This window comes from Bradyrhizobium sp. ORS 278 (genome assembly GCF_000026145.1).
Classification (GTDB): Bacteria; Pseudomonadota; Alphaproteobacteria; order Rhizobiales; family Xanthobacteraceae; genus Bradyrhizobium.
On sequence record NC_009445.1, the window covers coordinates 503,174 to 526,682 of the forward strand.

Sequence of the window (23,509 nt, forward strand, 5' to 3'; positions counted from 1 at the left end):
GGGCACGGATATTCTTGTTACCGCTTGTTGCGGATCGGGATCGTCATTTCGTCGATCTTGATCTCGCGCACCGGCTCGTTGACGGCCCAGGCGAGGTTCGGATCGACCTTGACGCGGAAGTGATACATGCTTTGCAGCGCCTGGTGATCTTCTTTCCGGAAGATCATCTTGCCCTTCGGTGTTTCGAACTCCATGCCTTCCATAGCCGCGATCAGCTTCTCGGTATCGGTCGACTTCGCCTTGGTCACCGCGCTGACGACCGCCATCGCCGCGGAGAATCCGCCGGCGGTGAAGAAGTCCGGCGGTGCATTGAAGCGCTTCTGGTGCTCGGCCACCAGCCAGTCGTTCACGGGGTTCTTGGGGATGTCATAGTAATAATAGGTCGCGCCTTCCATGCCCGGCAGCCGCTTGTAGGCGGCGAGCGCCGGCAGGATATTGCCGCCGGTCGACAGCTCGATGCCATAGCGCTTCGGGTCCATGTCCTGCAGCTTGGTCAGGGGATCGCCGGCGCCGGCCCAGATCACCCAGATGATCTTCTTACCCGGCTTGTCCTTCAGCGCGTCGAACAGGCGCTGGCCCACGGCGGTGAAGTCGGTGGTGTTGGTCGGAACATATTCCTCCGCGCCCAGCGTCGCGCCGGTCTTGGCGAGCGCCTCCTTGAAGGCCGCGACGCCGTCGCGGCCGAAGGCGTAGTCCTGCGCCAGCGTCGCGACAGTGACGTCCGGCTTGCCGATCGCCACCGCGTTGGAGATCGCGTCCTGCGAGGAGTTGCGGCCGGTGCGAAAGATGTAGCGGTTCCACTTTTCGCCGGTGATCTGGTCGGCGACCGCGGGCTCGACGATCAGGATCTTCTTGTTCTCCTCGGCAACCGGCAGGTCGGCGAGCGCCGCGGCCGAGGAGGTCGTGCCGATCGCGATGTCGGCGCCGTCATCCTGATAGGCCTCGGACAAGGCGGCCTTGGAGAGATCGGGCTTGCCCTGGTCGTCCTTGGTGATGATGACGATCTTGCGACCGTCGATCATGTTGGTGCCCTTGGTGGCATATTCGAAGCCGAGGCGGAGGCCTGCTTCGGTCTGCTTGGCATAGGCCTCGAGCGGGCCGGTCTTGCCATAGATGAGAGCGATTTTCAGATCGTCGGCCCGGGCGGCGGTGGCCAGCAGGGCCGCGGCGAATGTTGAAATGAAACCTTTGAAAATAGGGCTTTTGACTATTTGTGACGTTCTCACGAAGCCTTCCTCCCAGCTACCGGCGGCTGTTGTCTGCAACTGATAGTGTGCAGGTTCGGGCCGGGTCAAGGCGCTTTCGCAGGCGCTTCGGGATGGCTCATACTTTGTGCTGATGAATCGGCCTCCGTTGCTCCGTCCGAATTCAGCGCCGATAGCGGCTGCTGCGTGCGTAAGACTGGCGGTTTTCCTGCACAGCGCGACTGGCCATGCTGATACGCGCTTCGCTTGCATAGGGAGCCGCGGGCTTCAGCTCCTCCAGAAAGATCGGGCGCGAGAAGTAGTAGCCCTGGGCGTAGCGGATCTTGGTCGCGGCCTGCAGATAGGCAAGCTCCTCGAAGGACTCGATGCCCTCGGCGATGACGGTCATGCCGAGCGCCTCGCTCAGCGATTCGATCGCGCGGAGGATGCCCTGGCTGCGCGGCCGCTTGTGGATGTCCGTGATGAAGGAGCGGTCGATCTTGATCTCGTCGGCGGTGATGTCGGCGAGCGCCGACAGCGACGAATAGCCGATGCCGAAATCGTCGATCGAGATGCCGACGCCGATTCCGCGCAGCAGCGGCACGATCTCGTCCTGGAAATGGCTGCGGGTCACGAAGGCATCCTCGGTGACCTCGACCATGAAGCGCTTCGGGAATCCGGTCGCCTCGAGCGCCCTGGCGAACGGCTGCATGAATTCAGGGTTCGACGCCTGCTTGGCGGCGACATTGATGCTGATCGTCGCGTCGGGCCCGAACGTGGCGTTGATCAGATCGATTGACTTGACGATCTCGTCGAGCACGAGATGCGTCAGCTCGTCGATCAGGCCGAGCTCGACCGCGAGATTGATGAATGCTCCGGGCGCCTGGATCACGTCCTCGTTGTCGCGCAGCCGCACCAGCGCCTCGATGCCCTTGATCTCCTCGGTACGGATGTCGACCTTGGCCTGGAACGCGCAGCAGAAGCGCTTCTCGAGAATGGCGAGCCGCAGCGACTGCTCGACCTTCATGCGCGCCAGCGCTTCGTGCTCCATTGCGCTGGAGAAGAAGGCGAGCGTGCCCTTGCCGCTGTTCTTGACGCGATACATCGCGAGGTCGGCATTCTGGCGCAGCACGTCGTAGCTCGCGCCGTGCTCGGGATACAGGCTGACGCCGACCGACGCGGAGGCGAACACCTCGGCGCCGCCGATGAAGAACGGCGCGCTGAGGCGATCGAGCAAGGCGTGCAGAAACTCGGCGATCTCCTCGGCCCGCTCGATCGGGTGCAGCAGCAGCAGGAATTCGTCGCCGCTGATGCGCGACAGCAGGTCCGTGTCACGCAGGTCGCGGCTGATCCGCTTGGCGAACTCCACCAGCAGCGCATCGCCGGTGGCGTGGCCGTAGTAGTCGTTGATGTATTTGAAATTGTCGAGATCGAGGAAGGCCAGCGCGAAGCGGCCCTCGACGCGGCCGCGGCGCACCAGATTATCCGCGCGATGCTGAGCCACGCGGCGCAAGGGCAGGCCGGTGAGCTCGTCGTAATAGGCGGCGCGGAACAGCTGATCCTCGAACTCCTTCTGCTCGGTGATGTCCGCCGAGCTCGAGATGACCAACTGCCGGTCGCCGATGTGGACCGGCCGGTGCGCGGTCAGCAGCGTCTGCGTGCCCTGTCCTCCGACGACCTTTTCCTCGGCGATCACGGTGCGCCCCCGGCCGATGGTCTCGAGGCAGGCCAGGCGCCGGCCGTCGAGATGCGGCGCCGGCATGCGGTCGGCGCTGTCGGCGGCGGTGCCCAGCTGAGCGGCCGCGGCTTCGTTGACGAGCAGAAACCGGCCTTGCTCGTCCTGGACGGTGACGCCGGCCGGCAGCTGGCTGAGGACGCCGCGCAGGAAGCGCAGTTCGGCCTCGGGCGAGCCCAGCCCGTCGTTCGTGTCGGGAGAAAAGTTGAATCGGTCACTGCTGTACATGCGCCGATTGTGAGAAGTTCCCGCTTCATTTTAGTTAAGCGCTACGTAGAAACACGGAACGCCGAAGCCAAGTCGCGGGAAAAGCAGAGCTTTGTGCCGCGGCGTCATTAACGGATCCTCAATTTGACCGATGACACCGGCAGCCCGCCCCCGTCGAAAGATGTAGGCAAAATTTGCCGGTCGCCGCCGCCTCAGCTTGGTGGCACGCGGCACTGCATGGTGCAGTGAATACCCGTCGCGAGATAGGTGGTCTCGGTCCTGCCATCGAACGACGACAGCGCGGCCTTGAGCAGCTTGGTGCCGAAACCGGGCTTGCCGATCTCGCCGAGAGCCGGACCTTCGGCCTCGTCCCAGGTCAGCTTGAGCCGGTCGTCCTGCATCGTCCACGACACCTGCAGGAAGCCGCGCGGCGAGGCGAAGGCGCCGTATTTGCCCGCGTTCGTCGCCAGCTCGTGGAAGATCAGCGCCAGGCTGACCGCGAGCTTGGCCGGCAGGAACAGCGAATCGCCGTTGAGCTCGAAGCGCACATGGCCGTAAGGCCCGAGCTCCGACATCAAGAGATCCTTGAGGTCGCAGCCCTGTCCGTCGGCGCGCGCGATGAGATCGTCGGCGGTCGCGAGCGCTCGGATGCGCTGATCGATGCGGCCCCAGACCTGCGGCTGGTCATGCAGCACCTGATGCAGAACGGCGTGGATGGTGGACGTCTTGTTCTTGAGCCGGTGGTGCAGCTCGTCCACCAGCAGCTTGCGATACTGCTCCTCCTCGATCAGGCGCCGCGCGATCTCGCGCTGCTTGGCGGCCAGGCCGCGATAGTGATTGACGCCCCAGATCACCAGCCCCGCCACGACGAGATACATCGCCATCAGCGCCAGCCGCGCGCCATCGACCGGGCCATGGTTGAAGTCGAGCGCGAGCCCCAGCCCCGCACCAAGGATGGCCGTCGCCAGGCCGACGCCGGAGCCGCCCATCGCTGTCGCGAAGAACACCGCGGGCATGTAGGGCGTGAAGAACACGTCGGGCCGCAGGTGAGCCAGGCCGTAGCGGATTGCGGTTGCGATGAGCAGGCAGGCGGCTGCGAAGCTGCAGCTCCAGACCAGAGATGGCTGCTGCTCGCCGCGCCAGACTTGCTTGATGTCCTCGATGAGTCGCGTCATGGACATCCATGAGCCTCAAGCGCGCAACCAAATTAAGGCCAGCGTGGCGGTAATTTGTCCGGTTGATGGAAGTTGCCGCGCGTATGTTGTAATTCGGTCCGCTCGATGCTGGTTCCGTGGTGGAACTGTGCGCGCGGTTCGTCGGGCGGCAACAAGTAACAGACATGGTGGGGAGGATCTGGCAATGGGACGGTTGGACGGGAAGATTGCGGTGATCACCGGTGCGACCAGCGGCATCGGCTTGCGCACGGCGGAGATCTTCGTCGCCGAGGGTGCCACGGTGATCGCAGCCGGCCGGCGCAGCGCCGAAGGCGAGGCGCTGGCTCGCCGTCTCGGTGCGGCGTGCATATTCCGTCAAACGGACGTCACCGTCGACGCACAGATGCGCGCGTTGATCGATGTCGCCGTCGAGCGCTTCGGCCGCATCGACTGTCTGTTCAACAATGCGGGCGGCCCGGCGCAGACCGGCGGCATCGAGAGGCTCGACGCCGATCGCTTCGACCAGGCCATGGCGGTGCTGGTGCGCAGCGTAATGCTCGGCATGAAGTATGCCGCGCCTCACATGAAGAAGCAGGGCGGCGGCAGCATCATCAACAACGGCTCGATCGCCGGACGGCTCGCCGGCTATTCGACGTCGGTGGTGTACAGCACGGCGAAGGCGGCGGTGATCCACCTGACGAAATGCGTCGCGATGGAGCTCGGCGAATCCGGCGTGCGCGTCAACTCGATCTCGCCCGGACTGATCGCGACCGGCATCTTCGGAAAGGCGCTGGGCCTGTCGACCGAGGCGGCGGAGAAGACCCCGGAGACGATCCGCAACGCCTACGCCACCGCACAGCCAATTCCGCGCGCCGGCCTGCCGGACGACATCGCTCACGCGGCGTTGTTCCTCGCCAGCGACGAGTCGAGCTTCATCAACGGCCATGATCTCGTGATCGACGGCGCCATCACTGGCGGCCGCAATTGGAGCCAGCAGCAGCAGGGCTATGCCGCCATGCGCAAGCTGCTCGGGGACGCGGTGGAGTAGGACCTGGACTCCGTCACCCTGGATTGCTTCGCTTCGCTCGCAATGACGTGATGAGAAAGCCGTGGTCTAACCTCCGTCATCGCGAGCGTAAGCGAAGCGATCCAGTTCTATCGGCGTGCGCTGGTGTTCCTGCGGTCAGCACATTGCGATCACACTGCCTTCAGCTGCACCTTCAGCCCGTCGCGCGGCTTGGGGATTGGCCACACCTGCCAGCTTGGTTGATAGCCCGGCGCCAGTGAGACCTCGACGTTGGACAGGAAATGCCGCGCGAAGCACTTCGCCTGCATGTAGGCGAAGTGCAGGCCGAGGCACATGTGGGCGCCGCCGCCGAACGGCACCCAGGCGAAGCGGTGGCGGCCGCGCTGCGCCTCGTCGGTGAAGCGCAACGGGTCGAACCGCTGCGGCTCCGGCCAGATCTCCGGCATATGGTGGGTGTACATCGGATTGACGCCGACGCCGGTGCCGGCGGGAATCTTGAACCCCTTGAAGGTGAAGTCGCGCACGGGACGGCGCGGCAGCGACGGCACCGGCGGCATCAGCCGCAACGTCTCCTGGAACGCCATTTCAGTCAGCTTCATCTTCTCCAGGTGCTCCGAGGTCATCGGCTCATCCTTGGCGAGGCCGAGGCTGTAGACCTCGGCGCGCAGCTTCTGCTGCCACGCCGGATTGGCCGCGAGCTGGGCAACGAACGAGGTGAGCGACGAGGTCAGGGTGTCGTGCGCCGCCATCATCAGAAAGCTCATGTGGTCGACGATATCCTGCGTCGACAGCAGCGCCCCCTCGTCGTCGGTGGCGCGGCACAGATGCGAGAACAGGTCATCGCCGTCGCTCCTCGCGCGGCGCAACGGGATCTGCTCGGAGAAATAGGCAACGATGCGTTGCCGGCCCTTGACGCCGCGGGCCATCTGCGTGCCCGGCAGCGGCTTGCGGATCGGCGCGACCGCGGCAGCGACCATGTCGATGAAGGCGCGGTTGATGGTGTCGACCTCCGGGCCGATCTCGGTGCCCAGGAAGGACGTCGCGGCCAGGTCGAGCGTGAGCTGCTTGATCGCCGGATAGAACAGCATCTCGCCGGGTCTCTCGCGCCACTGCGCGATGCGCGCGGCGATGCCGTGATCGAGCCCGCTGAGATAGGATTTCATCGGTCCGGCCTTGAAGGCCACCGACAGTGCCTTGCGATGCATGCGGTGCTCCTCGAAGTCGAGCAGCATCAGACCCCGCGGAAACAGCAAATTGAGAATGTGGCCCCAGCCGTGCGCCGATGAGAACAGCTTGGCCTGGTCGAACAGAACCAGTTCGTTGGCCTCCGGCCCGAGCAGCACGACGTTGACCTCGCCGAACATGTGGCTGCGGTAGACCGGACCGTACTTCCTGGCGTTGCGCTCGACATGCCCCTTGGGGTCGGCGAGCACCTCGAAGGTCTTGCCGATGATCGGCCAGCCTTCGTCGCCGGGAATGTGGGTCAGCGAGTTGCGCCGGGGGGACGTCAGCCTGATCGGTTCAGAGACCACATGCTGCATCGACATCGTGGGGTTTCCTCTCGTCTGAACATTGGCGTCGTGGAATGAGCGCCTTGGAAAATGAGCGCCTTGAAGTTGGCGTCTTGGAATTGGCGTCTTGGAATTGGCGTCTTGGATCTGACCTCCGCTTCCGTCGGCGGCACGGTGGCAGACCCCGTGGCCCCCATTGATAGGCGGTTGCAGCGCGGATGCAATACGCTCGCGGTCGTGTGACCGGCCTTTCTGTGGCGCCGCAGGAGGGTTCGTTCTCGCGGCGCGCCGGGCGTCCGAGGTCTGGACCATTCCGCCCGTCTCGAAGAGAGGGCGCGGGGAATGCCGGGCGCTGGCCGCACCCATGGCCCGCCTGCAGCAAAAAAAGCAGGCGGCAGTCACCACAGGTTCAGCCGAGGACACCCGGCATTCCCCGCGCGATGGTTTTCACGCTTATGCCGCGATCTCCCCGGTGTCCGGCTTTTTAGCCACCGTCACGATCCGGATCATCGTCACCGGACCGTTTGGCGCCAGCTTCGGGGCGCCAGGACCACGCGTCTTCACGTCCGCAAGCCTGCCGTTCGTCGGCGGGCATCAAGCCCGCTGCAGCAAACCCGCAGCCACCGCATCCCGCAGCCCAACGTCTCGTGACGATCGCGAAGCGCCCCTCTCGAAGCAGCGCGGGATGAGCATAGAGAAACATGAATTTCGTAAATGCGAAAGATATTTATTTTTTAACGAACATCTGGACAGGCCAAATCAGCTTGAAAAGGCTATAGAAAGCGACTTTGCCCGCCATATACCATTTCGCCCGGAACGCCTCGATCTGGCTCAGTCGGCCCGCGGGCCAATGCCAGAGACCGTCAAGGTGGCAGCGAACGGTCGGACATGCCGCAACGCCCGCGGCTGACCTCGATTGGCTGCTCCGCCAGCGACGATGCGCGAGGAAGCCTGCGCGCGTCCTCTCGATGAATGCGCCGATCGACGGCCTCTCGGTCGTGACGCGCCAGAGGCCTGCGCTATCCGCTTGCAAATACAAGGCGAGCAGATCGGGCCGTTGCCGGAGGCCGCCACGCGCTTGCCGGCAGCACAATCAGCCGGCCGACTTGTTGATCTTCTTCACCTTGGCATCGGTGGCCTCGATCGAGGCCGCCAGCTCGAGGATCGCCTTGGCCAGCAGGTCGGCCGCCTCCTTGGGATCCTGCGACCGTTCGGCGCGCAGGGCGTAGTTCTTGGCTGAGGAGAGCGACATCCATGGCCTTTCTCGCAGAACAGCCCGCCGGGAGAGACGGCGGGCTGGCTGACGCATCATCCGTGTGCGCGGCGCTTGCAAGCCGCGCGCGATTCGCCGTGAGCATCGCAGGGCCGGGTTAAGAAATCCTGGTGCCGCCTCGCCGCGGGCGTCGCATGGCTGCGCGTGGCCGTGTCGGGCGAGCCGTCTGTTTGTCTCAACAAGGACCGTCGAGGCACGATGCCTCGGCGAACGGCGGGGGTGGCGCTGACCTCCCTTCGCCAGCCAGCCTCGTTGCAGTCTTGCGCGTGATACGATCGAGGTGAGGTGCTCTCGATCGTCAGCGTGCGCGGCTCGCTGACGATCGCCGCATCCGATGAGAAGGCCGCTGTCGAAAGCGGCGGTCGCGGGACTCCGTAGATCTACGGACCGAATTCTTAACTTCACGGCCATCCGCCCCGGATACGAACGGCCGGAATTTCAGCTCTGGCAAACAGGCAACGGGGCACGACCATGAGCAATCAGCTGCTGGTGATCGAGGATGCCGAGGTGCATCTGTCGATCCTGCGCAAGATCGCCGTCCAGTGCGGCTATGAGGCGACCTGCGTGACCTCGGTCGACGCCGCCGCCGAACTGCTGCGCAAGAACAAATACGACTGCATCACGCTGGACCTGTCGCTCGGCGACCGCTGCGGCGCCGACATCCTGCTGCTGCTCAACGAGTTGAAGATACGCACGCCGGTGATCTTCATCAGCGGCGCCGAGGACGGCACCCGCGAGGAACACGTCCGGCTCGCCACCGTGCTCGGGCTCGTCGTCTATCCGCAGTTCCAGAAGCCGGTCGACCTGCCGGCGCTGCGCGAGACGCTGAAGCAGATCGCGACGCTCGCCGACTGCGAGAGGCTGGTCGCCGCGGTGAGATAATAGGGGGCGTAGGGCGGATTTCACTCAGTAGTATTAGCGCAGCGTAATCCGCCGTCGCTCGAGTGGCAGAGTGACATCGCATGATTGGCTCATGCGGTCCCGGCCCTGTAGCCAAGACAACCGGATCTCGTTTGCGGAGACGCGGCGGATTACGCTGCGCTGATCCGCCCTACGTTATTCGTTCATCGTCGGCGCTTCGCCGCCTCCTGCAGGTCCGGCGCATTGACCGCGGGGATCGCGATCCGTCCCGGGCCCGTCTGCGACAGCGCCGCAGCCGCCTTGTCGTTGTCCATGATCTTGGCCATCACCGCCTGCCCCGCGCGCTCGAAGATGGCGCGGTTCTCGATGACGAATTTCTGCGAGCGGCGCAGGCCGTCGATATAGCCGTTGATCTCCGGCACGACGTAGCGCGCGACCATGTCCCAGCTGCGCCGCGTATTCTCCGGATTGGCCCAGTCGTGCACGAAGCCGATGATGGCGCCGACGCCGCCGGACACCTGCATCAGATTCTTGATCGTCTTGACGAGATCGTCAGGCGTGCCGATCGTCGAAGCCGCGCCTTCGACGAAGGCGGTCTTGTCGACGGCTTCGTCGGGCGAGGCGAAGGTCTTGAGGCCCGGCCGCATCAAGGTGCCGACATTGTACTCGTTGTGCCAGCGCATCAGCCCGGCACCGGCCTCGCGCCGCGCCTGCTCGCGCGTCTCGGCGATGTGCCAGGACAATAGCACGCGCCAATTGGCGCGGCTCACCGTGGTGCCGTGCTTCTTCGCGGCGTCCTCGGCGAACTCCCATTGCTGAGGCAGCGCCATCAAGCCCTGCGTCGACATCGAGCCGAGCGAGATGATGCCGATGCCGTATTTGCCGGCGAGCGTCATGCCCGACGGTGAGATCTGCGACGCCACGACGAACGGCATGTCCTCCTGCAGCGGCAGGATCTGCAGCGCGGCGTCGTTCATCGTGAACCAGTCGCTCTTGGCGGTGACGCGCTCGCCGTTGAACAGCCGGCGGATGATGGCGATCGCCTCGTCCTGGCGGTCGCGCTGCGTCATCGGGTCGATGCCGAGTGTGTGCGCATCCGAGGCGAGCGCGCCGGGGCCGGAGCCGAAGATGGCGCGGCCGCCGGTCATGTGGTCGAGCTGCACCATGCGCTGCGCGACGTTGAAGGGATGATGGTACGGCAGCGAGATGACGCCGGTGCCGAGCCGGATGCGCTTGGTGCGCTCGCCGGCGGCGGCGAGGAACATCTCGGGCGAGGCGATCATCTCCCAGCCGCTCGAATGATGCTCGCCGCACCAGAACTCGTCATAGCCGAGCTCGTCGAGCTGCGAGACCAGATCGAGGTCGCGACGGAATTGCAGCATCGGATGCTCGCCGATCGGATGATGCGGAGCGAGGAATGCGCCGAACTTGAGCCGCGCCATCTGTTTTCTCCCGAATGGAATATCATCGTTGCTTGGTGTTGAGGCTAATTGGCGCGCCGTGCGCAGGCAATCATCTTGCTGTCATTCGCGAGCAGTGCATGCCTGCCATTTGTTGTTTACTGATCGCTCACCGCTGCGCACACTCTCGCGTGAGATCGCGCGATTCGCGCAGGCGGGGTGTTGACGGCCTTCGTCTCGCTGCCATCGCTTCGAAGCAGTTGCGCGGTTGACCGCCCTCATCCTAGCCGCGATTCTCGCAAGGTCGGGTTCGCGTTTCGGTGACGACTGCGTGAAGCGCCGCGTTCGCGTGGCATTTTGATCGCAGCGAGACCGAAATTCGCAATCAAATTGCTGACGTCCGCGTTCATGCGGGCTTTTTCTTTTGCGCTGCAGCAACCATCTGGGTGATGGTGGAGTTGATCCGCGCTGACGTGAAGACCTGACCGCCGAAAGACGAGATTGCCGAAAGACGAGACCGCCAAGGAGCCGCATTTGTCCCTCGCTGAAAATGTTGAATATTTGCGGCGGCTGCGGGAGCTGAACGGCATCACCGGGTTCGGCGACTTCCATCGTCAGCTGCGACCCGCACCTGAGTGCCCGCTGGTCGAGGTCGAAGAGTTCGGCAGCAATCCCGGCCGGCTGAAAATGTTCGCCTATGTGCCGGCGCAGCGCCAGCCGCTGCTGCCGCTCGTCGTCGTGCTGCATGGCTGCGGGCAGGGCGCCGCGGAGTATGATCTCGGCGCCGGCTGGTCGACGCTCGCAAAACATTTCGGCTTCGCGCTGCTGATGCCGGAGCAGCAGCGCATCAACAATCCGCAGCGCTGCTTCAACTGGTTTCAGTCCGAGGACATCACGCGCGGTCAGGGCGAGGTCGCCTCGATCCGCGAGATGATCGCGCGCATGGTGGCCGACTGCGCCATCGATTCCAACCGCATCTTCGTCACCGGCCTGTCGGCGGGCGGCGCGATGACGATGGCGATGCTGTCGGCGCATCCGGACCTGTTCGCGGCTGGCGCGGTCATCGCCGGGCTGCCGTTCGGCACGGCGCGCAACATGCGCGATGCGATCCTGCAGATGCGGATGCCGCCGGCGCGTCCCGCCGGCGAGCTCGGCGATCTCGTGCGCCGCGCCTCCCACCATCGCGGCAAATGGCCGAAACTGTCGGTGTGGCACGGCACCGCCGACTACACCGTGCATCCGGACAATGCCGGCGAGATCGTCAAGCAATGGCTCGATCTGCATCATCTGCCGCTGGCGCCGATGGCCGCGAACGAGGTCAACGGCTATCCGCATGAGCAGTGGTGGAACTCCGACGGCGTCACGGTGGTGGAATCCTTTACCATCACCAACATGGCGCATGGCACGCCGATCGGCGTCGCCGCCAACGACAAGCGCTACGGCAAGGCCGGGCCGTTCCTGCTCGAGGCCGGCATCTCCTCGTCCTATCTGATCGCGAAATTCTTCGGCGTTACCGACTGGATCCGGCAGCCCAAGCCGGCGGTGACCTCGCCGAGCACCAGGCTGATTCCCGAGGTGTCGCCGATCTCGGTGCTGCCGACGCTGACCAAGATGCTGCGGCGGCCCGAGGATGCCGCCGAGCCGGTGGAGGCCAAGGCTTCGCCCGAGCCAGTGAAAACAGCCAAGCCGGCACGCGCGAAGTCGAACCGCGCGGCGAGGCCGCCGAAGCGCAAGGTAGATGCTTCCACCGCAGAGCCCGGCGAGATCAAGGCGCTCAGCGCAACACCTGCCGACGCGCCGGCCGAGGTGAAGCCGCCCGTTGCCAGACCGCCGGTGGCCAAAGCTGTCGACATGACGCCGGCCGATCCGCCGCCGGTCATCGCGGTGAAGGCGCCGCCGAGTCCCGCCGAGCTGCCGCCTACTCCAAAGGCCCGACGCGTGATCGACGTCGCCGCCGTGATCGACCGCGCGCTGAAAGCAGCGGGGCTGAAATAGGCTTTAGACGCGGAACATCTGAGGGACATCGGTTGATCGTCAAAGCCGTCATTCCGGGATGGTCCGAAGGACCAGACATCGGATGCGCGATTGCGCATCTGGGAATCTCGAGATTCCGGGTTCAGCCCTGCGGGCTGCCCCGGAATGACGGACGTCAACTAAGCCATCCCTGTCAAGAACGGGTTCGTCATCCGCTCCTGGCCGAAGCTCGAGCCGGCGCCGTGGCCGCAGATGAAGCCGATGTCGTCGCCGAGCGGCAGCAGCTTGTCCTTGATCGAGCTGATCAATGTCTCATGGCTGCCGCCGGGCAGATCGGTGCGGCCGACCGAGCCGTTGAACAGGACGTCGCCGACATGGGCGAAGCGCATCTGCTTGTTGAAGAACACGACGCTGCCCGGCGAATGACCGGGGCAATGCAGGATGTCGAAGACGAGCTCGCCGATCTGGACGGTGTCGCCCTCCTCCAGCCAGCGGTCCGGCGTGACGTCGCGCACGCCCGTGATGCCGAAACGCTTGCCACTCTCGACGACGTTGTCGAGCAGGTACTTGTCGGCGATGTGAGGGCCCTCGATCGGCACCTTCAGTGCATCGCGTAGATCCGCGGCGCCGCCGACGTGATCGATGTGGCCATGGGTCAGCCAGATCTTCTCCACCGTGACGTTGGCCTGCGCGATCGCCGCCTGGATGTTCGGCACGTCGCCGCCAGGATCGATCACGATCGCCTTCTTCGTGGCCTCGCACCACAGGATGGTGCAGTTCTGCTCGAATGGCGTGACGGGCACGATCATTGCGCCGGCCTTCGCCTTGATCTGGTTCTGTTCGCTCATGGCGCCAGCATGCCGATTTTTCGCAATGCGCCAAGCGAAAAACGTCCGTTCGTAGCGGCCTCATGCCAAGAGCACGGCCGGGCTTGTGAACCTGCCGGCTGTTCCGGCGTTAGGCCGCACGGTTGCGAGCAGAAAGCGGTTTGAGATGGCGGAGCAGGGCGCCTGGTGGCGCGAGGGGATTTTCTACCAGATCTATCCGCGCTCGTTCCAGGACAGCGATGGCGACGGGGTCGGCGATCTCACCGGCATCATCCATCGCCTGCCTTATCTGATGACGCTCGGGGTCGACGCGATCTGGCTGTCGCCGATCTTCACCTCGCCGATGGCCGATTTCGGCTACGACATCGCCGACTATACCGGCATCGATCCCGTGTTCGGCACGATGGAGGATTTCGACGCGCTGGTGAAGGCCGCGCATGACGGCGGGCTGAAGCTGATCCTCGATCTCGTGCCGAACCACACCTCCGATCAGCATCCGTGGTTTCTGCAGGCGCGGCAGTCGCGCGACGATCCGCACCGCGACTGGTACATCTGGCGCGATCCGGCGGCCGATGGTGGACCGCCGAACAACTGGCTGTCGGAATTCGGCGGCAGCGCGTGGCAGTTCGATTCGAGGACGGGCCAGTACTATTATCACGCCTTCCTGGCGCAGCAGCCGGATCTGAACTGGCGCAATCCGGCGGTGCGCGCGGCGATCTACAACGTGATGCGGTTCTGGCTGCGCAAGGGTGTCGACGGTTTTCGCGTCGATGTGATCTGGCACCTGATCAAGGACGCCGCGTTTCGCGACAATCCGGCCAATCCCGATTATCACGGTGGACGGCCGCCGCACGAGCAGATCATCTCGCGCTACTCCGCCGACCAGCCGGAGGTGCACGAGGTCGTGGCCGAGATGCGCGCGGTCATCGACGAGTTCGAGGACCGCGTGCTGATCGGCGAGATCTACCTGCCGCTCGAGCGGCTGATGACCTATTACGGCAAGGACCTCGGCGGCGCGCACCTGCCGTTCAATTTCGCGCTGCTGTCGGCGCCCTGGCACGCGCGCGAGATCGAGACCATCATCGCCGATTACGAGGCTGCGCTGCCGGCCGGCGCCTGGCCGAACTGGGTGCTCGGCAATCATGACCGGCCGCGCGTGGCGAGCCGTGTCGGCGAAGACCAGGCGCGGGTGGCGGCGATGCTGCTGCTCACCCTGCGCGGCACGCCGACGCTGTATTACGGCGACGAGATCGGCATGCATCAGGTGACGATCAGCCCGGAGCAGGTGCGCGATCCCTTCGAGAGGAACGTGCCCGGCATCGGCGTCGGCCGCGACGGCTGCCGCACCCCGATGCAATGGAGCGCGCTGCCGGGGGCAGGCTTCAGCCACGCCACGCCGTGGCTGCCGGTCGCCGAGGATTACACCCGCGAGAACGTTGTCAATCTCAGCGCCGACCGCCGCTCGATCCTCAACCTCTACCGCGCGCTCATCCGCTTGCGGAAGCAGCACCGCGTGCTCGTCACCGGCAACTACCGTCCCGTCGCGGCGCAGGGCGATCTGCTGCTGTACCGCCGCGAGGGTGACGGCGAGGTGCTCACGGTTGCGCTCAATCTCGCCGACGAGCCGGTGTCGATCGCGACCGAAGGCAACGGCCTCGACGGCGACCTCCTGCTGTCCACCTGGCTCGACCGCGACGGCGAGCGGATCGACGGCACGCTGGACCTGCGCGGCAATGAGGGTGTCGTGATCGGGCGGAGGGCGTAGTTGCCGGTCATTGTTGCGCGGCGGCGGCACTCCACATTCAGTGTCGTCCCGGGCTTGACCCGGGACCCATAACCACAGGGAGCCGCTTGAGGCAGGCTGGCAACTCCGAGTCGTCGCCAAACGACGGCCCGTGGTTATGGGTCCCGGGTCGAGCCCGGGACGACACCGAAATTGAGGAGGCGCTGTGGCCAACTCATAGTCCCATGGACAATGCAGGGCCTCACCGCTTTCGCCCCTTTCTCGCGCGCTTTCCCGGGCTCTCCGTCTCGATGTCGCTCCGCCGCAGCAGATAGTCGAGGCCGCCGACGCGGTACCAGCGGTAGCCGTAGGGCTCGAGAACGAGCGTGTGGCGGCCGCGGTCGTCGGCGTGGCTGTGATCCTCGGACAGGAGATTGATCAGCAGCTTGCCGGTGTCATCCGGCAGCCCCGCATCGAACGAGATCTCGCGCGGCTTCTCATCGAGATTGTGCACGAACAGCACCGAATTGTTGCGCCAGTCGTAGCGCATGATCAGGACGGCCGGGTCCTTCGTCGCGATCACCTGGAAATCGCCCCAGCCGACCTCCGGCACCTCCTTGCGCATTCGGATGATGCGCTCGGTCCAGTTCAGCATGGAATCGGGATCGCGCCGCTGCTTAGCGGCGTTGACGTGCTCGTAGCCGTAGGGACCGTGGTCGATGACGGGCGACACGGCCGTCTCGCTCTTGGTGAACCCGCCATGCGGCTCGGTCGACCATTGCATCGGGGTGCGCGCGCAATTGCGCTCGGGCAGCTTGAGGTCGTCGCCCATCGCAAGCTCGTCGCCGTAGCGGATCACCGGGGTGCCGGGCAACGTGAACATCAGGCTGTAGGCCAGCTCGATCCGGCGGCGGTCGCCGCCGAGCATCGGCGCGAGCCGCCGGCGGATGCCGCGATCGTACAGCTGCATGCTCTTGTCCGGCCCGAACGCGGCGAACACCGCGTCGCGCTGGGGCTTGCTCAAGCGGCCGAGATCGAGCTCGTCGTGATTGCGCAGGAACAGGCCCCATTGCGCCGCGGCCGGCCGCGGCTTGGTCGCCTGCAAGGCCTTGGCGAGCGGCCTGACGTCGGAGGCGGCGAGTGCATAGAACAGATGCTGGTTGACGTGGAAGTTGAACATCATGTGCATGCGGTCGCCGTCGTCGCCGAAATACTCCATGTCGGTGTCCGGCAGCACGTTCGCCTCGGCGAGGATGATCGCCTCGCCCTGCCGCCATTGCAGGAATTCCCGGAACGTCCGCAGCATCTCGTACTGCTCGACCGGCTTCTTCACATCGGCGCCCTTGGCCGCGATCACGAACGGCACCGCATCCATGCGGAAGCCGGAGACGCCGAGCTGGATCCAGAAGCCCATGATCTTGAGGATCTCGGCCTGCACCTCCGGGTTCGAGGTGTTGAGATCGGGCTGGAAATCATAGAAGCGGTGGAAGTAGTAGGCGCCGGCCTGCTTGTCGCGCGTCCAGGTCGTCTTCTGCACGCCGGGAAACACCATGCCCTTGTCGGCATTGGCCGGCTTCCTGTCGGACCAGACATACCAGTCGCGGTAGCGCGAGTGCTTCGCGCTGCGGGCATCGATGAACCACGGATGCTGGTCGGAGGTGTGGTTGACGACGAGGTCGATGATCACGCGGATGCCGCGCTGCTTGCAGCCATGGGTGAACTGCACGAAATCGCCGAGCGTGCCGTAGCGCGGGTCGACGCCGTAATAGTCGGCGACGTCATAGCCGTCGTCACGCTGCGGCGAAGGCTGGAACGGCATCAGCCAGATCGCGGTGATGCCGAGGCCGTGCAGATAATCGAGCCGGCGCGTCAGCCCCTTGAAATCGCCGATGCCGTCGCCGTCGGCATCCATGTAGGTGCCGACCGACAGGCAGTAGAACACGGCGTTCTTGTACCAGAGATCATCGATCATCGACGGCGCCCCGTTGCGACGCCCCTGTGGGCGGCCGGTTGATAAGCCGAAGTCTCCCGTCGGGTTCCGTTTCCGCGGGGATCAGCGCGCTTGGGCGAGGCGCGAAATCGGCTATGCTCAAAGGATGGAATCATCCGCCGCCAGGATCAGCCTGGTCCCCGCCGATCGCCGCCAGTCGGAGACGGCGCTGGCCATCGCGCGCGGCACCTCGCGACTGCTGCGCTCGCTCGGCTTCGCTACGGTGAGCGAGCTGCCGTTGCCGTCGGGACGGCGGGCGGATCTCGTGGCGCTCAACGCGCGCGGCGCGATCTGGATCGTGGAGATCAAGTCTTCGGTCGAGGACCTGCGCGCCGACCACAAATGGGAGGCGTATCGCGCTCATTGCGACCGGCTGTTCTTCGCCTTTACCCAGGACCTGCCGTGCGAGCTGTTTCCGAAGAGCACCGGCCTCATCGTGGCCGATGCCTACGGCGCCCACCTGCATTGCGAGGCGCCGGAGCACAAATTGCCGGCACCGACCCGCAAGCTGATGACGGTGCGCTTCGCGCTCGCCGCCGCCCAGCGGATGAACCGCCTGATCGACCCCCAAGGCCACGCCGAAGTCTGACGTAGCCCTGGAATGACCGTCCCTGCCGAGGGCAGGGCGGCCTCCGGGTACCGGCTCGACGAGAGCCGCTGATCACTTCGTCGTGTGACCGGGTCCAACTGTGACCGTCTAGCGACTCCGTTCGCGAATCCAGGTCGATGTCCCTGTCTCCGCCCGACAATTGCCCCGCATAAGGCGCACCATGTCGCAACATTTTAAGGCTTGAACGGTATTTCAGCCCAGGGGTGCAGGCAGGGACGCGAGATGCGACGAGTGGTCTTGGCATTGATACTGCTCGGCGCGAGCCAACTCTTGGGGAGCCACTCGTCGGGGAGCCACGTCTTGGTGGGCCAAGCCCGCGCGGAGGAGATGGCGTTCTACGTCATCGGCGTCGGCGCCGACTCCTGCGAGAAGTTCATCGTCGCCGCCGAGGAGCAGCCGCCCGGCACCTACAAGGCGATCGGCAATCCCGACGGGCCCTACGTCAACGCCATCTCCAAATATCAGCAATGGATGATGGGATACGTCTCGGCCGTGAACGCGGCGCGTGGCGACGAGGGCATGCAGATCAAGCTCGACCTGACCGAGATGGACAGCTGGATGCGCAACTGGTGCAGCCGCAACCCGCGGCGCACGGTGTTTCATGCGCTGCAGGCGTTCGTGAAAACACATTGAGCGAGGGCGCTCGGACCGGCTACTTCGGCGCGCGCTTCGCCAGGATGCGCTGCAGGGTGCGGCGGTGCATGTTGAGGCGGCGCGCGGTCTCGGAGACGTTGCGGTTGCACATCTCGTAGATGCGCTGGATGTGTTCCCAGCGGACGCGGTCGGCCGACATCGGGTTTGCTGGCAGCTCCGACTTCTCGCTGGTGGTCGACAGCAGCGCCGCGACGACGTCGTCGGCATCGGCCGGCTTCGCGAGGTAGTCGACGGCGCCCATCTTCACCGCGGTGACCGCCGTGGCGATGTTGCCGTAGCCGGTCAGCACGATGGCGCGCGCCTCGGGCCGCTTGCGCTTCAGCGCGGACACGACGTCGAGGCCGTTGCCGTCGCCGAGACGCAGGTCGACCACGGCAAAGGCCGGCGCCGATTTTCCGATCTGCGAGATGCCTTCCGCGACGCTCTCGCAGGAGGTGACGGTGAAGCCGCGAGTCTCCATCGCCCGTGACAGCCGCTCCAGGAACGGCTTGTCGTCCTCGACGATCAGCAGAGAGCGGTCCGGGTGGTTCGTCAGTTCGGCGATGGCGCCCACGGTCATATCCTTAGCAAGAAGGCTCGATGTTGCGAGACGATCTGTCATGGGTGTCATATGGCGCCTGCATGGCTCGCTGCCAAGATCACGGGATGCCGCAGTCTGCGGCGTGACGCCGCGCCGGTGCCGTCCGTCTCTGTATACCAGTGGCGCGCGGCATGATCATTCCGGCTGGTCGTCCTCGCCATCCTCGACGGCCTCGAAACGCCGGCGCGGCCAGACGATCTGGACCACGGCGCCATGATCGGGGAAGGTGCGGTTGGTAAACGAGACCTTGGCGCCGGTTCGCTCCAGCAAGGTGCGGGCAATGAACACGCCGAGTCCGAGGCCGCCGCCCTGGTTACCGCCCTGGCCATCCTCGCCGCTCCGGCGGCGCGACAGATAGGGCTCGCCGATGCGCTTGAGAATGTCGGGCGCGAAGCCGGGGCCGTCGTCGGAGATCACCAGTTCGACCGTGTCGTTGTTCCACCAGGCATTCACCTCGACGGCATTGCGCGCGAAGTCGACCGCGTTCTCCAGGATGTTGCCGACACCATAAAGGATGGCCGGATTGCGCGAGCCGACCGGCTCCTTGGTGGCGGCCACGGCGACGCGCACCTTGATCTCGACGCCGAAGTCGCGATGCGGCGCCACCGTCTCCTCGATCAAGGTCGACAGCTTCATCCGGTCGTACATCGACCCCACCGATGACAGCTGGGTGATCTTGCCGAGAATGTCGCGGCAGCGCTGCGCCTGCTCGCGCAGTGTCTTGATGTCGGACGTCACGTGGCTGTTGTCCTGCAGCGCGCGCTCCAATTCACGCGAGATCAGCACGATGGTGGCGAGCGGCGTGCCGAGCTCGTGCGCGGCCGCCGCCGCGAGGCCGTCGAGCTGGGTGAGATGCTGCTCGCGCGCCAGCACCAGCTCGGTGGCGGCCAGCGCGTTCGACAGCTTGCGCGCCTCCTCGGTGACCTGGAAGGCGTAGAGGCTGGTGACGCCGATCGCCAGCGCGATCGAAAGCCAGACGCCGAACAGATAGATCGGCGGAAAGATCAGCGGCTCCTCGCCCTCCCAGGGCAGCGGCAGGTGCATGAAGAACAGCGCGGTCGCACAGGCCACGGCCAGCAATCCCAGCATGATCGTCAGCCGCACGGGCAGGGCGGTGGCGGCGATCAGCACCGGCGCCAGGAACATGTAGGAGAACGGGTTCTCGAGGCCGCCGGTGAGATAGAGCAGCACCGTCAGCTCGATGATGTTGAGCGCGAGCAGCCCGCCGGCATGCGCCGGCTCCAACAGCTGCATCGGGTTGAAGGCGATCTGCAGGCCGAGATTAAGCAGCGCCGACACGCTGATGACGGCCAGGCATGGCACGACCGGGAGATCGAACTCCAATCCCTGCACGACGATGAAGATCGCGCTCAATTGACCGAGCGCCGCCAGCCAGCGCAGCCGCAGGATGGTGTCGAGCCGGACGCGCTGGCGCGGATGGCGATAATCCGTGTCGGGCGTATCGATGATCAGGGCATCGGTCATGGCTTCGGTCATGGTCGGGAACTTTAAACCCGCGCGGGCGCGGCGACAAATCGGCCCGGCCGTTGGTGGCCTGTTGCGGTTTGCGGCACAATGCCTCAATGAACCCGGGACATGACGCAAGATGACGCAGCGCCGACACCATCGTCGGCTTTCAGTCCGGGCTCGCCTGCGATCGCGGTGTCGCGCCTGACCAAGATCTACAAGACGGCGACGGCCGTCGACGGCATCTCCTTTTCGATCCGCCGCGGCAGCATCACCGGGCTGCTCGGCGGCAACGGCGCCGGCAAGACCACGACGATCGCGATGATCATGGGGCTGGTGCAGCCGACCTCCGGCACCGTCGAGGTGCTCGGCCACAAGATGCCAGGGGAGGCTGCCGCCGTGCTCGGGCGAATGAATTTCGAGAGCCCTTATGTGGACATGCCGATGCGGCTCACGGTGCGGCAGAACCTCACCATCTTCGGCCGGCTCTACGCGGTGGCTCATCTGAAGGAGCGCATTGCCGAGCTCGCCGCGCAGCTCGACCTGACCGACTTCATCGATCGCGCCAGCGGCAAGCTGTCGGCCGGACAGAAGACGCGCGTGGCCCTGGCGAAAGCGCTGATCAACGATCCGGAGCTCTTGCTGCTCGACGAGCCGACGGCCTCGCTCGATCCCGATACCGCGGACTGGGTCCGCGGCCATCTTGAGCGCTACCGCAAGCGCCGCGGCGCCACCATCCTGCTCGCCTCGCACAACATGCTCGAGGTCGAGCGTCTGTGCGACCGCGTGATCATCATGAAGCGCGGTCGGATCGCGGACGACGACAGCCCGGCCGCCATCATGGCGCGCTACAACCGCTCCACGCTGGAGGAGGTGTTCCTCGACGTCGCCCGCGGTCGCGACCGGGAGGCGGCACAATGAACGATCTCTCGCTGCGCATCGCCCCGCACCGCATCGGCGCAATGGTCCTGCGCTACTGGTATCTCTTGCTGTCGTCCTGGCCGCGGCTGCTGGAGCTGATGTACTGGCCGACCCTTCAGATCATTACCTGGGGCTTCCTGCAGACCTACATCGCCAGCAATGCCGGGTTCTTCGCCCGCGCCGGCGGCACGCTGATCGGCGCCGTGATCCTGTGGGACATCCTGTTCCGCGGCCAGCTCGGCTTCTCGATCTCGTTCCTGGAGGAGATGTGGGCGCGCAACATCGGCAACCTGATGATGAGCCCGCTGACGCCGGTCGAATTCCTGCTGGCGCTGATGACCATGAGCCTGGTCCGCCTGGCCATCGGCATCATCCCGATGACCCTGATCGCGGTGTGGTTCTTCGACTTCAACTTCTACAGCCTTGGCCTGCCGCTGATTGCCTTCTTCTGCAACCTGATCTTCACCTCATGGGCGGTCGGCATCTTCGTGTCTGGCCTGGTGCTGCGCAACGGGCTCGGTGCCGAGAGCATCGTGTGGACCCTGATGTTCGCGCTGATGCCGCTCGCCTGCGTGTACTATCCGGTGCAGGTGCTGCCGCACTGGCTGCAGCTGGTCGCCTGGTCGTTGCCGCCGACCTATGTGTTCGAGGGCATGCGCGCGCTTCTGACCGACCACGTCTTCCGCTCCGATCTGATGCTGACGGCGCTGGGGCTCAATGCCGCCCTGCTGCTGGCGTCGTTTGCGGCATTCATTGCCCTGTTACGCAGCGCCCGCCGTGCGGGCTCGCTGCTCTCCTCGGGAGAATAATTGCGTTTTCCCGTGGATTTTCGGGCTCATTTCACTGCTTTCAGGCACCAACTCGCAACCCAGCGCATTGACGCTTAATTACGCATTCGGCAGTATGCTGCGTTGCAGAGAGGGTTGAACGAGAATGCCGATAGGTGAGTTTGGCGGTGCACCGCCCCTGGCGTCGGAAGGCAGTCCGGTCCTGACGACGCCGATGTACTGGATGTACGAAATGGCGCATGCCTCGCTCAATCCGGCGCGCGCTGTCACCGATGCCACCAAGATCCTGTTTCAGAACCCGCTCAATCCCTGGGCGCACACCGAGATGGGCAAGTCGATCGCAGCGGCCTGCGAGCTGTTCGAGCGCACCACGCGCCGCTACGGCAAGCCCGAATGGGGACTCGACGAGACCGAGGTGAACGGCATCAGAACCGCGGTCGAGGTCCGCTCGATCTGGGAAAAGCCGTTCTGCCGCCTGCTCTATTTCGACCGCAAGCTGACCCGTCCGCTCCGCGCACCGCAGCCGCGGCTGCTGATCGTGGCGCCGATGTCCGGCCATTATGCCACCCTGCTGCGTGGCACGGTCGAGGCGTTCCTGCCGACGCATGAGGTCTACATCACCGACTGGTCGGACGCGCGCATGGTGCCGCTGGCCGAAGGTCGCTTCGATCTCGACGACTACATCGATTACGTCATCGAGATGCTGCGCTTCCTCGGCACCAACATGCACGTCATGGCGGTGTGCCAGCCGGCGGTGCCGGTGCTGGCCGCGGTGTCCGTCATGGAGGCCGAGCGCGATCCATTCGCACCGATCTCGATGACGCTGATGGGTGGGCCGATCGACACGCGTCGCAATCCGACCGGCGTGAACAATCTCGCCCAGGAGCGCGGCATCGACTGGTTCCGCAACCACGTCATCACCAAGGTGCCGTTCCCGCATCCCGGCGTGATGCGCGACGTCTATCCGGGCTTCCTGCAGCTGAACGGGTTCATCAGCATGAACCTGGACCGGCACGTCGACGCCCACAAGGCGCTGTTCGCCAACCTGGTGAAGGGCGACGGCGACCAAGTAGACAAGCATCGCGACTTCTACGACGAGTATCTCGCCGTGATGGACCTGGCTGCGGAATATTATTTGCAGACAGTGGAGACGGTGTTCATCCGCCACGCGCTGCCGAAGGGCGAGATGACCCATCGCGGGGTGCTGGTCGATCCGTCGAAGGTCACGCGTGTGGCGCTGATGACGGTCGAAGGCGAGAAGGACGACATCTCCGGTCTTGGTCAGACCGAAGCGACGCATGGTCTGTGCTCGTCGATCCCGGATCATCGCCGGGTTCACTACGTACAGCCCGGTGTCGGACATTACGGCGTGTTCAACGGCTCGCGATTCAAGTCGGAGATCGTGCCACGCATCAACGACTTCATGCTGTCGGCGGCCGATCCGAAGTCGCTGCTCGCGATTGCTGCTGAATAGCGTCGAGGGCGAGGTTTCGCGCAGTCGAATCCGACTGCGCGTTAACTCTTTGAAGAGGCTTCGAAAACCTGAATTTTGGGGCGGCTCAAGCAGTGAATGTGGCGTCGCTTCTTGAGCGACGCTTCTGAATCTGAATCCAGTCCTTCAGA

The 23,509-nt window shown here is 64.9% G+C and carries 20 protein-coding genes; 10 read left to right on the forward strand and 10 right to left on the reverse strand.

All coding sequences use genetic code 11. The features are described from left to right. Window positions 1–17: 17 nt before the first annotated feature. The 3 genes from BRADO_RS02345 to BRADO_RS02355 form a co-directional block, all read right to left on the reverse strand. Complete coding sequence (locus BRADO_RS02345; protein WP_011923711.1) at window positions 18–1,226, reverse strand: substrate-binding domain-containing protein; 1,209 nt, start codon at window positions 1,224–1,226, stop codon at window positions 18–20. A gap of 142 nt (window positions 1,227–1,368) precedes the next feature. Then, window positions 1,369–3,147 (reverse strand): bifunctional diguanylate cyclase/phosphodiesterase, encoded by a 1,779-nt coding sequence (locus BRADO_RS02350; protein ID WP_011923712.1) that lies wholly within the window; start codon window positions 3,145–3,147, stop codon window positions 1,369–1,371. Between the two features lie 191 nt (window positions 3,148–3,338). Further along, entirely contained in the window at window positions 3,339–4,307 is a 969-nt protein-coding gene (locus BRADO_RS02355; protein WP_011923713.1) for a sensor histidine kinase, read from the reverse strand. A gap of 178 nt (window positions 4,308–4,485) precedes the next feature. Between BRADO_RS02355 and BRADO_RS02360 the strand changes: the two genes are divergently transcribed. Further along, complete coding sequence (locus tag BRADO_RS02360) at window positions 4,486–5,328, forward strand: SDR family NAD(P)-dependent oxidoreductase (RefSeq protein WP_011923714.1); 843 nt, start codon at window positions 4,486–4,488, stop codon at window positions 5,326–5,328. Between the two features lie 149 nt (window positions 5,329–5,477). Here the strand turns inward: BRADO_RS02360 and BRADO_RS02365 are convergent, their stop codons facing one another. Further along, the gene (locus tag BRADO_RS02365; RefSeq protein ID WP_041756024.1) at window positions 5,478–6,854 is read right to left on the reverse strand and encodes a cytochrome P450; all 1,377 of its coding nucleotides are present in this window, start codon (window positions 6,852–6,854) and stop codon (window positions 5,478–5,480) included. Window positions 6,855–7,182: 328 nt separating this feature from the next. Between BRADO_RS02365 and BRADO_RS34655 the strand changes: the two genes are divergently transcribed. Continuing rightward, window positions 7,183–7,728 (forward strand): hypothetical protein, encoded by a 546-nt coding sequence (locus tag BRADO_RS34655; RefSeq protein WP_162093036.1) that lies wholly within the window; start codon window positions 7,183–7,185, stop codon window positions 7,726–7,728. Window positions 7,729–7,911: 183 nt separating this feature from the next. Here BRADO_RS34655 and BRADO_RS35335 read toward each other — a convergent pair whose 3' ends face one another. Continuing rightward, window positions 7,912–8,070 carry a hypothetical protein gene (locus tag BRADO_RS35335; RefSeq protein ID WP_011923716.1) on the reverse strand — a complete coding sequence of 53 codons (159 nt, stop codon included), beginning with the start codon at window positions 8,068–8,070 and terminating at the stop codon, window positions 7,912–7,914. A 492-nt stretch (window positions 8,071–8,562) separates the two neighbouring features. Here BRADO_RS35335 and BRADO_RS02375 point away from each other — a divergent pair, with 492 nt between their 5' ends. Next, complete coding sequence (locus BRADO_RS02375) at window positions 8,563–8,973, forward strand: response regulator (protein ID WP_011923717.1); 411 nt, start codon at window positions 8,563–8,565, stop codon at window positions 8,971–8,973. Window positions 8,974–9,155: 182 nt separating this feature from the next. Here BRADO_RS02375 and BRADO_RS02380 read toward each other — a convergent pair whose 3' ends face one another. Continuing rightward, a complete protein-coding gene (locus BRADO_RS02380) occupies window positions 9,156–10,394 on the reverse strand; it encodes an LLM class flavin-dependent oxidoreductase (RefSeq protein WP_011923718.1) in 1,239 nt (412 codons plus the stop codon). 492 nt (window positions 10,395–10,886) lie between these two features. Between BRADO_RS02380 and BRADO_RS02385 the strand changes: the two genes are divergently transcribed. After that, window positions 10,887–12,347 carry a PHB depolymerase family esterase gene (locus BRADO_RS02385; protein ID WP_041757280.1) on the forward strand — a complete coding sequence of 487 codons (1,461 nt, stop codon included), beginning with the start codon at window positions 10,887–10,889 and terminating at the stop codon, window positions 12,345–12,347. A 158-nt stretch (window positions 12,348–12,505) separates the two neighbouring features. On the opposite strand, the gene BRADO_RS02390 is transcribed toward BRADO_RS02385, so the two are convergent. Continuing rightward, window positions 12,506–13,174, reverse strand: coding sequence for an MBL fold metallo-hydrolase (locus BRADO_RS02390; RefSeq protein ID WP_011923720.1), 669 nt, complete (start codon window positions 13,172–13,174; stop codon window positions 12,506–12,508). Window positions 13,175–13,319: 145 nt separating this feature from the next. Here BRADO_RS02390 and BRADO_RS02395 point away from each other — a divergent pair, with 145 nt between their 5' ends. Then, complete coding sequence (locus BRADO_RS02395; RefSeq protein WP_011923721.1) at window positions 13,320–14,918, forward strand: alpha-amylase family glycosyl hydrolase; 1,599 nt, start codon at window positions 13,320–13,322, stop codon at window positions 14,916–14,918. A 220-nt stretch (window positions 14,919–15,138) separates the two neighbouring features. Here the strand turns inward: BRADO_RS02395 and BRADO_RS02400 are convergent, their stop codons facing one another. Further along, window positions 15,139–16,848 carry an alpha-amylase family protein gene (locus BRADO_RS02400; protein WP_011923722.1) on the reverse strand — a complete coding sequence of 570 codons (1,710 nt, stop codon included), beginning with the start codon at window positions 16,846–16,848 and terminating at the stop codon, window positions 15,139–15,141. A gap of 124 nt (window positions 16,849–16,972) precedes the next feature. On the opposite strand from BRADO_RS02400, the gene BRADO_RS02405 reads away from it, so the two are divergent. Together BRADO_RS02405 and BRADO_RS02410 are read left to right on the forward strand one after the other, a co-directional pair. Beyond that, entirely contained in the window at window positions 16,973–17,455 is a 483-nt protein-coding gene (locus tag BRADO_RS02405; RefSeq protein WP_011923723.1) for an MmcB family DNA repair protein, read from the forward strand. 243 nt (window positions 17,456–17,698) lie between these two features. Beyond that, window positions 17,699–18,109 (forward strand): hypothetical protein, encoded by a 411-nt coding sequence (locus BRADO_RS02410; protein ID WP_050780942.1) that lies wholly within the window; start codon window positions 17,699–17,701, stop codon window positions 18,107–18,109. 19 nt (window positions 18,110–18,128) lie between these two features. Here BRADO_RS02410 and BRADO_RS02415 read toward each other — a convergent pair whose 3' ends face one another. Both BRADO_RS02415 and BRADO_RS02420 read right to left on the reverse strand, forming a co-directional pair. Then, the gene (locus BRADO_RS02415) at window positions 18,129–18,683 is read right to left on the reverse strand and encodes an ActR/PrrA/RegA family redox response regulator transcription factor (RefSeq protein WP_011923725.1); all 555 of its coding nucleotides are present in this window, start codon (window positions 18,681–18,683) and stop codon (window positions 18,129–18,131) included. Between the two features lie 162 nt (window positions 18,684–18,845). Next, window positions 18,846–20,195, reverse strand: coding sequence for an ActS/PrrB/RegB family redox-sensitive histidine kinase (locus BRADO_RS02420; RefSeq protein WP_041757282.1), 1,350 nt, complete (start codon window positions 20,193–20,195; stop codon window positions 18,846–18,848). Between the two features lie 111 nt (window positions 20,196–20,306). Here BRADO_RS02420 and BRADO_RS02425 point away from each other — a divergent pair, with 111 nt between their 5' ends. From BRADO_RS02425 to BRADO_RS02435, 3 genes are all read left to right on the forward strand, one after another. Then, on the forward strand, window positions 20,307–21,098 hold the full coding sequence (locus BRADO_RS02425) for an ABC transporter ATP-binding protein (RefSeq protein ID WP_011923727.1): 792 nt from the start codon (window positions 20,307–20,309) through the stop codon (window positions 21,096–21,098). Further along, window positions 21,095–21,907 carry an ABC transporter permease gene (locus BRADO_RS02430; protein ID WP_011923728.1) on the forward strand — a complete coding sequence of 271 codons (813 nt, stop codon included), beginning with the start codon at window positions 21,095–21,097 and terminating at the stop codon, window positions 21,905–21,907. Before BRADO_RS02425 ends, BRADO_RS02430 begins: the two co-directional genes overlap by 4 nt. A gap of 124 nt (window positions 21,908–22,031) precedes the next feature. Next, complete coding sequence (locus tag BRADO_RS02435) at window positions 22,032–23,360, forward strand: polyhydroxyalkanoate depolymerase (RefSeq protein ID WP_011923729.1); 1,329 nt, start codon at window positions 22,032–22,034, stop codon at window positions 23,358–23,360. Window positions 23,361–23,509: the final 149 nt, after the last annotated feature.

Bases quoted from the DNA above. Each gene is read 5' to 3' on its own strand.
- BRADO_RS02400 (WP_011923722.1), bottom strand. From the start codon at position 16,848: ATGATCGATGATCTCTGGTACAAGAACGCCGTGTTCTACTGCCTGTCG.
- BRADO_RS02380 (WP_011923718.1), bottom strand. From the start codon at position 10,394: ATGGCGCGGCTCAAGTTCGGCGCATTCCTCGCTCCGCATCATCCGATC.
- BRADO_RS02365 (WP_041756024.1), bottom strand. From the start codon at position 6,854: ATGTCGATGCAGCATGTGGTCTCTGAACCGATCAGGCTGACGTCCCCC.
- BRADO_RS34655 (WP_162093036.1), top strand. From the start codon at position 7,183: ATGGCCCGCCTGCAGCAAAAAAAGCAGGCGGCAGTCACCACAGGTTCA.
- BRADO_RS02430 (WP_011923728.1), top strand. From the start codon at position 21,095: ATGAACGATCTCTCGCTGCGCATCGCCCCGCACCGCATCGGCGCAATG.
- BRADO_RS02390 (WP_011923720.1), bottom strand. From the start codon at position 13,174: ATGAGCGAACAGAACCAGATCAAGGCGAAGGCCGGCGCAATGATCGTG.
- BRADO_RS02375 (WP_011923717.1), top strand. From the start codon at position 8,563: ATGAGCAATCAGCTGCTGGTGATCGAGGATGCCGAGGTGCATCTGTCG.
- BRADO_RS02410 (WP_050780942.1), top strand. From the start codon at position 17,699: ATGCGACGAGTGGTCTTGGCATTGATACTGCTCGGCGCGAGCCAACTC.
- BRADO_RS02355 (WP_011923713.1), bottom strand. From the start codon at position 4,307: ATGTCCATGACGCGACTCATCGAGGACATCAAGCAAGTCTGGCGCGGC.
- BRADO_RS02405 (WP_011923723.1), top strand. From the start codon at position 16,973: ATGGAATCATCCGCCGCCAGGATCAGCCTGGTCCCCGCCGATCGCCGC.
- BRADO_RS02350 (WP_011923712.1), bottom strand. From the start codon at position 3,147: ATGTACAGCAGTGACCGATTCAACTTTTCTCCCGACACGAACGACGGG.
- BRADO_RS02425 (WP_011923727.1), top strand. From the start codon at position 20,307: ATGACGCAAGATGACGCAGCGCCGACACCATCGTCGGCTTTCAGTCCG.
- BRADO_RS02435 (WP_011923729.1), top strand. From the start codon at position 22,032: ATGCCGATAGGTGAGTTTGGCGGTGCACCGCCCCTGGCGTCGGAAGGC.
- BRADO_RS35335 (WP_011923716.1), bottom strand. From the start codon at position 8,070: ATGTCGCTCTCCTCAGCCAAGAACTACGCCCTGCGCGCCGAACGGTCG.
- BRADO_RS02420 (WP_041757282.1), bottom strand. From the start codon at position 20,195: ATGACCGATGCCCTGATCATCGATACGCCCGACACGGATTATCGCCAT.
- BRADO_RS02360 (WP_011923714.1), top strand. From the start codon at position 4,486: ATGGGACGGTTGGACGGGAAGATTGCGGTGATCACCGGTGCGACCAGC.
- BRADO_RS02395 (WP_011923721.1), top strand. From the start codon at position 13,320: ATGGCGGAGCAGGGCGCCTGGTGGCGCGAGGGGATTTTCTACCAGATC.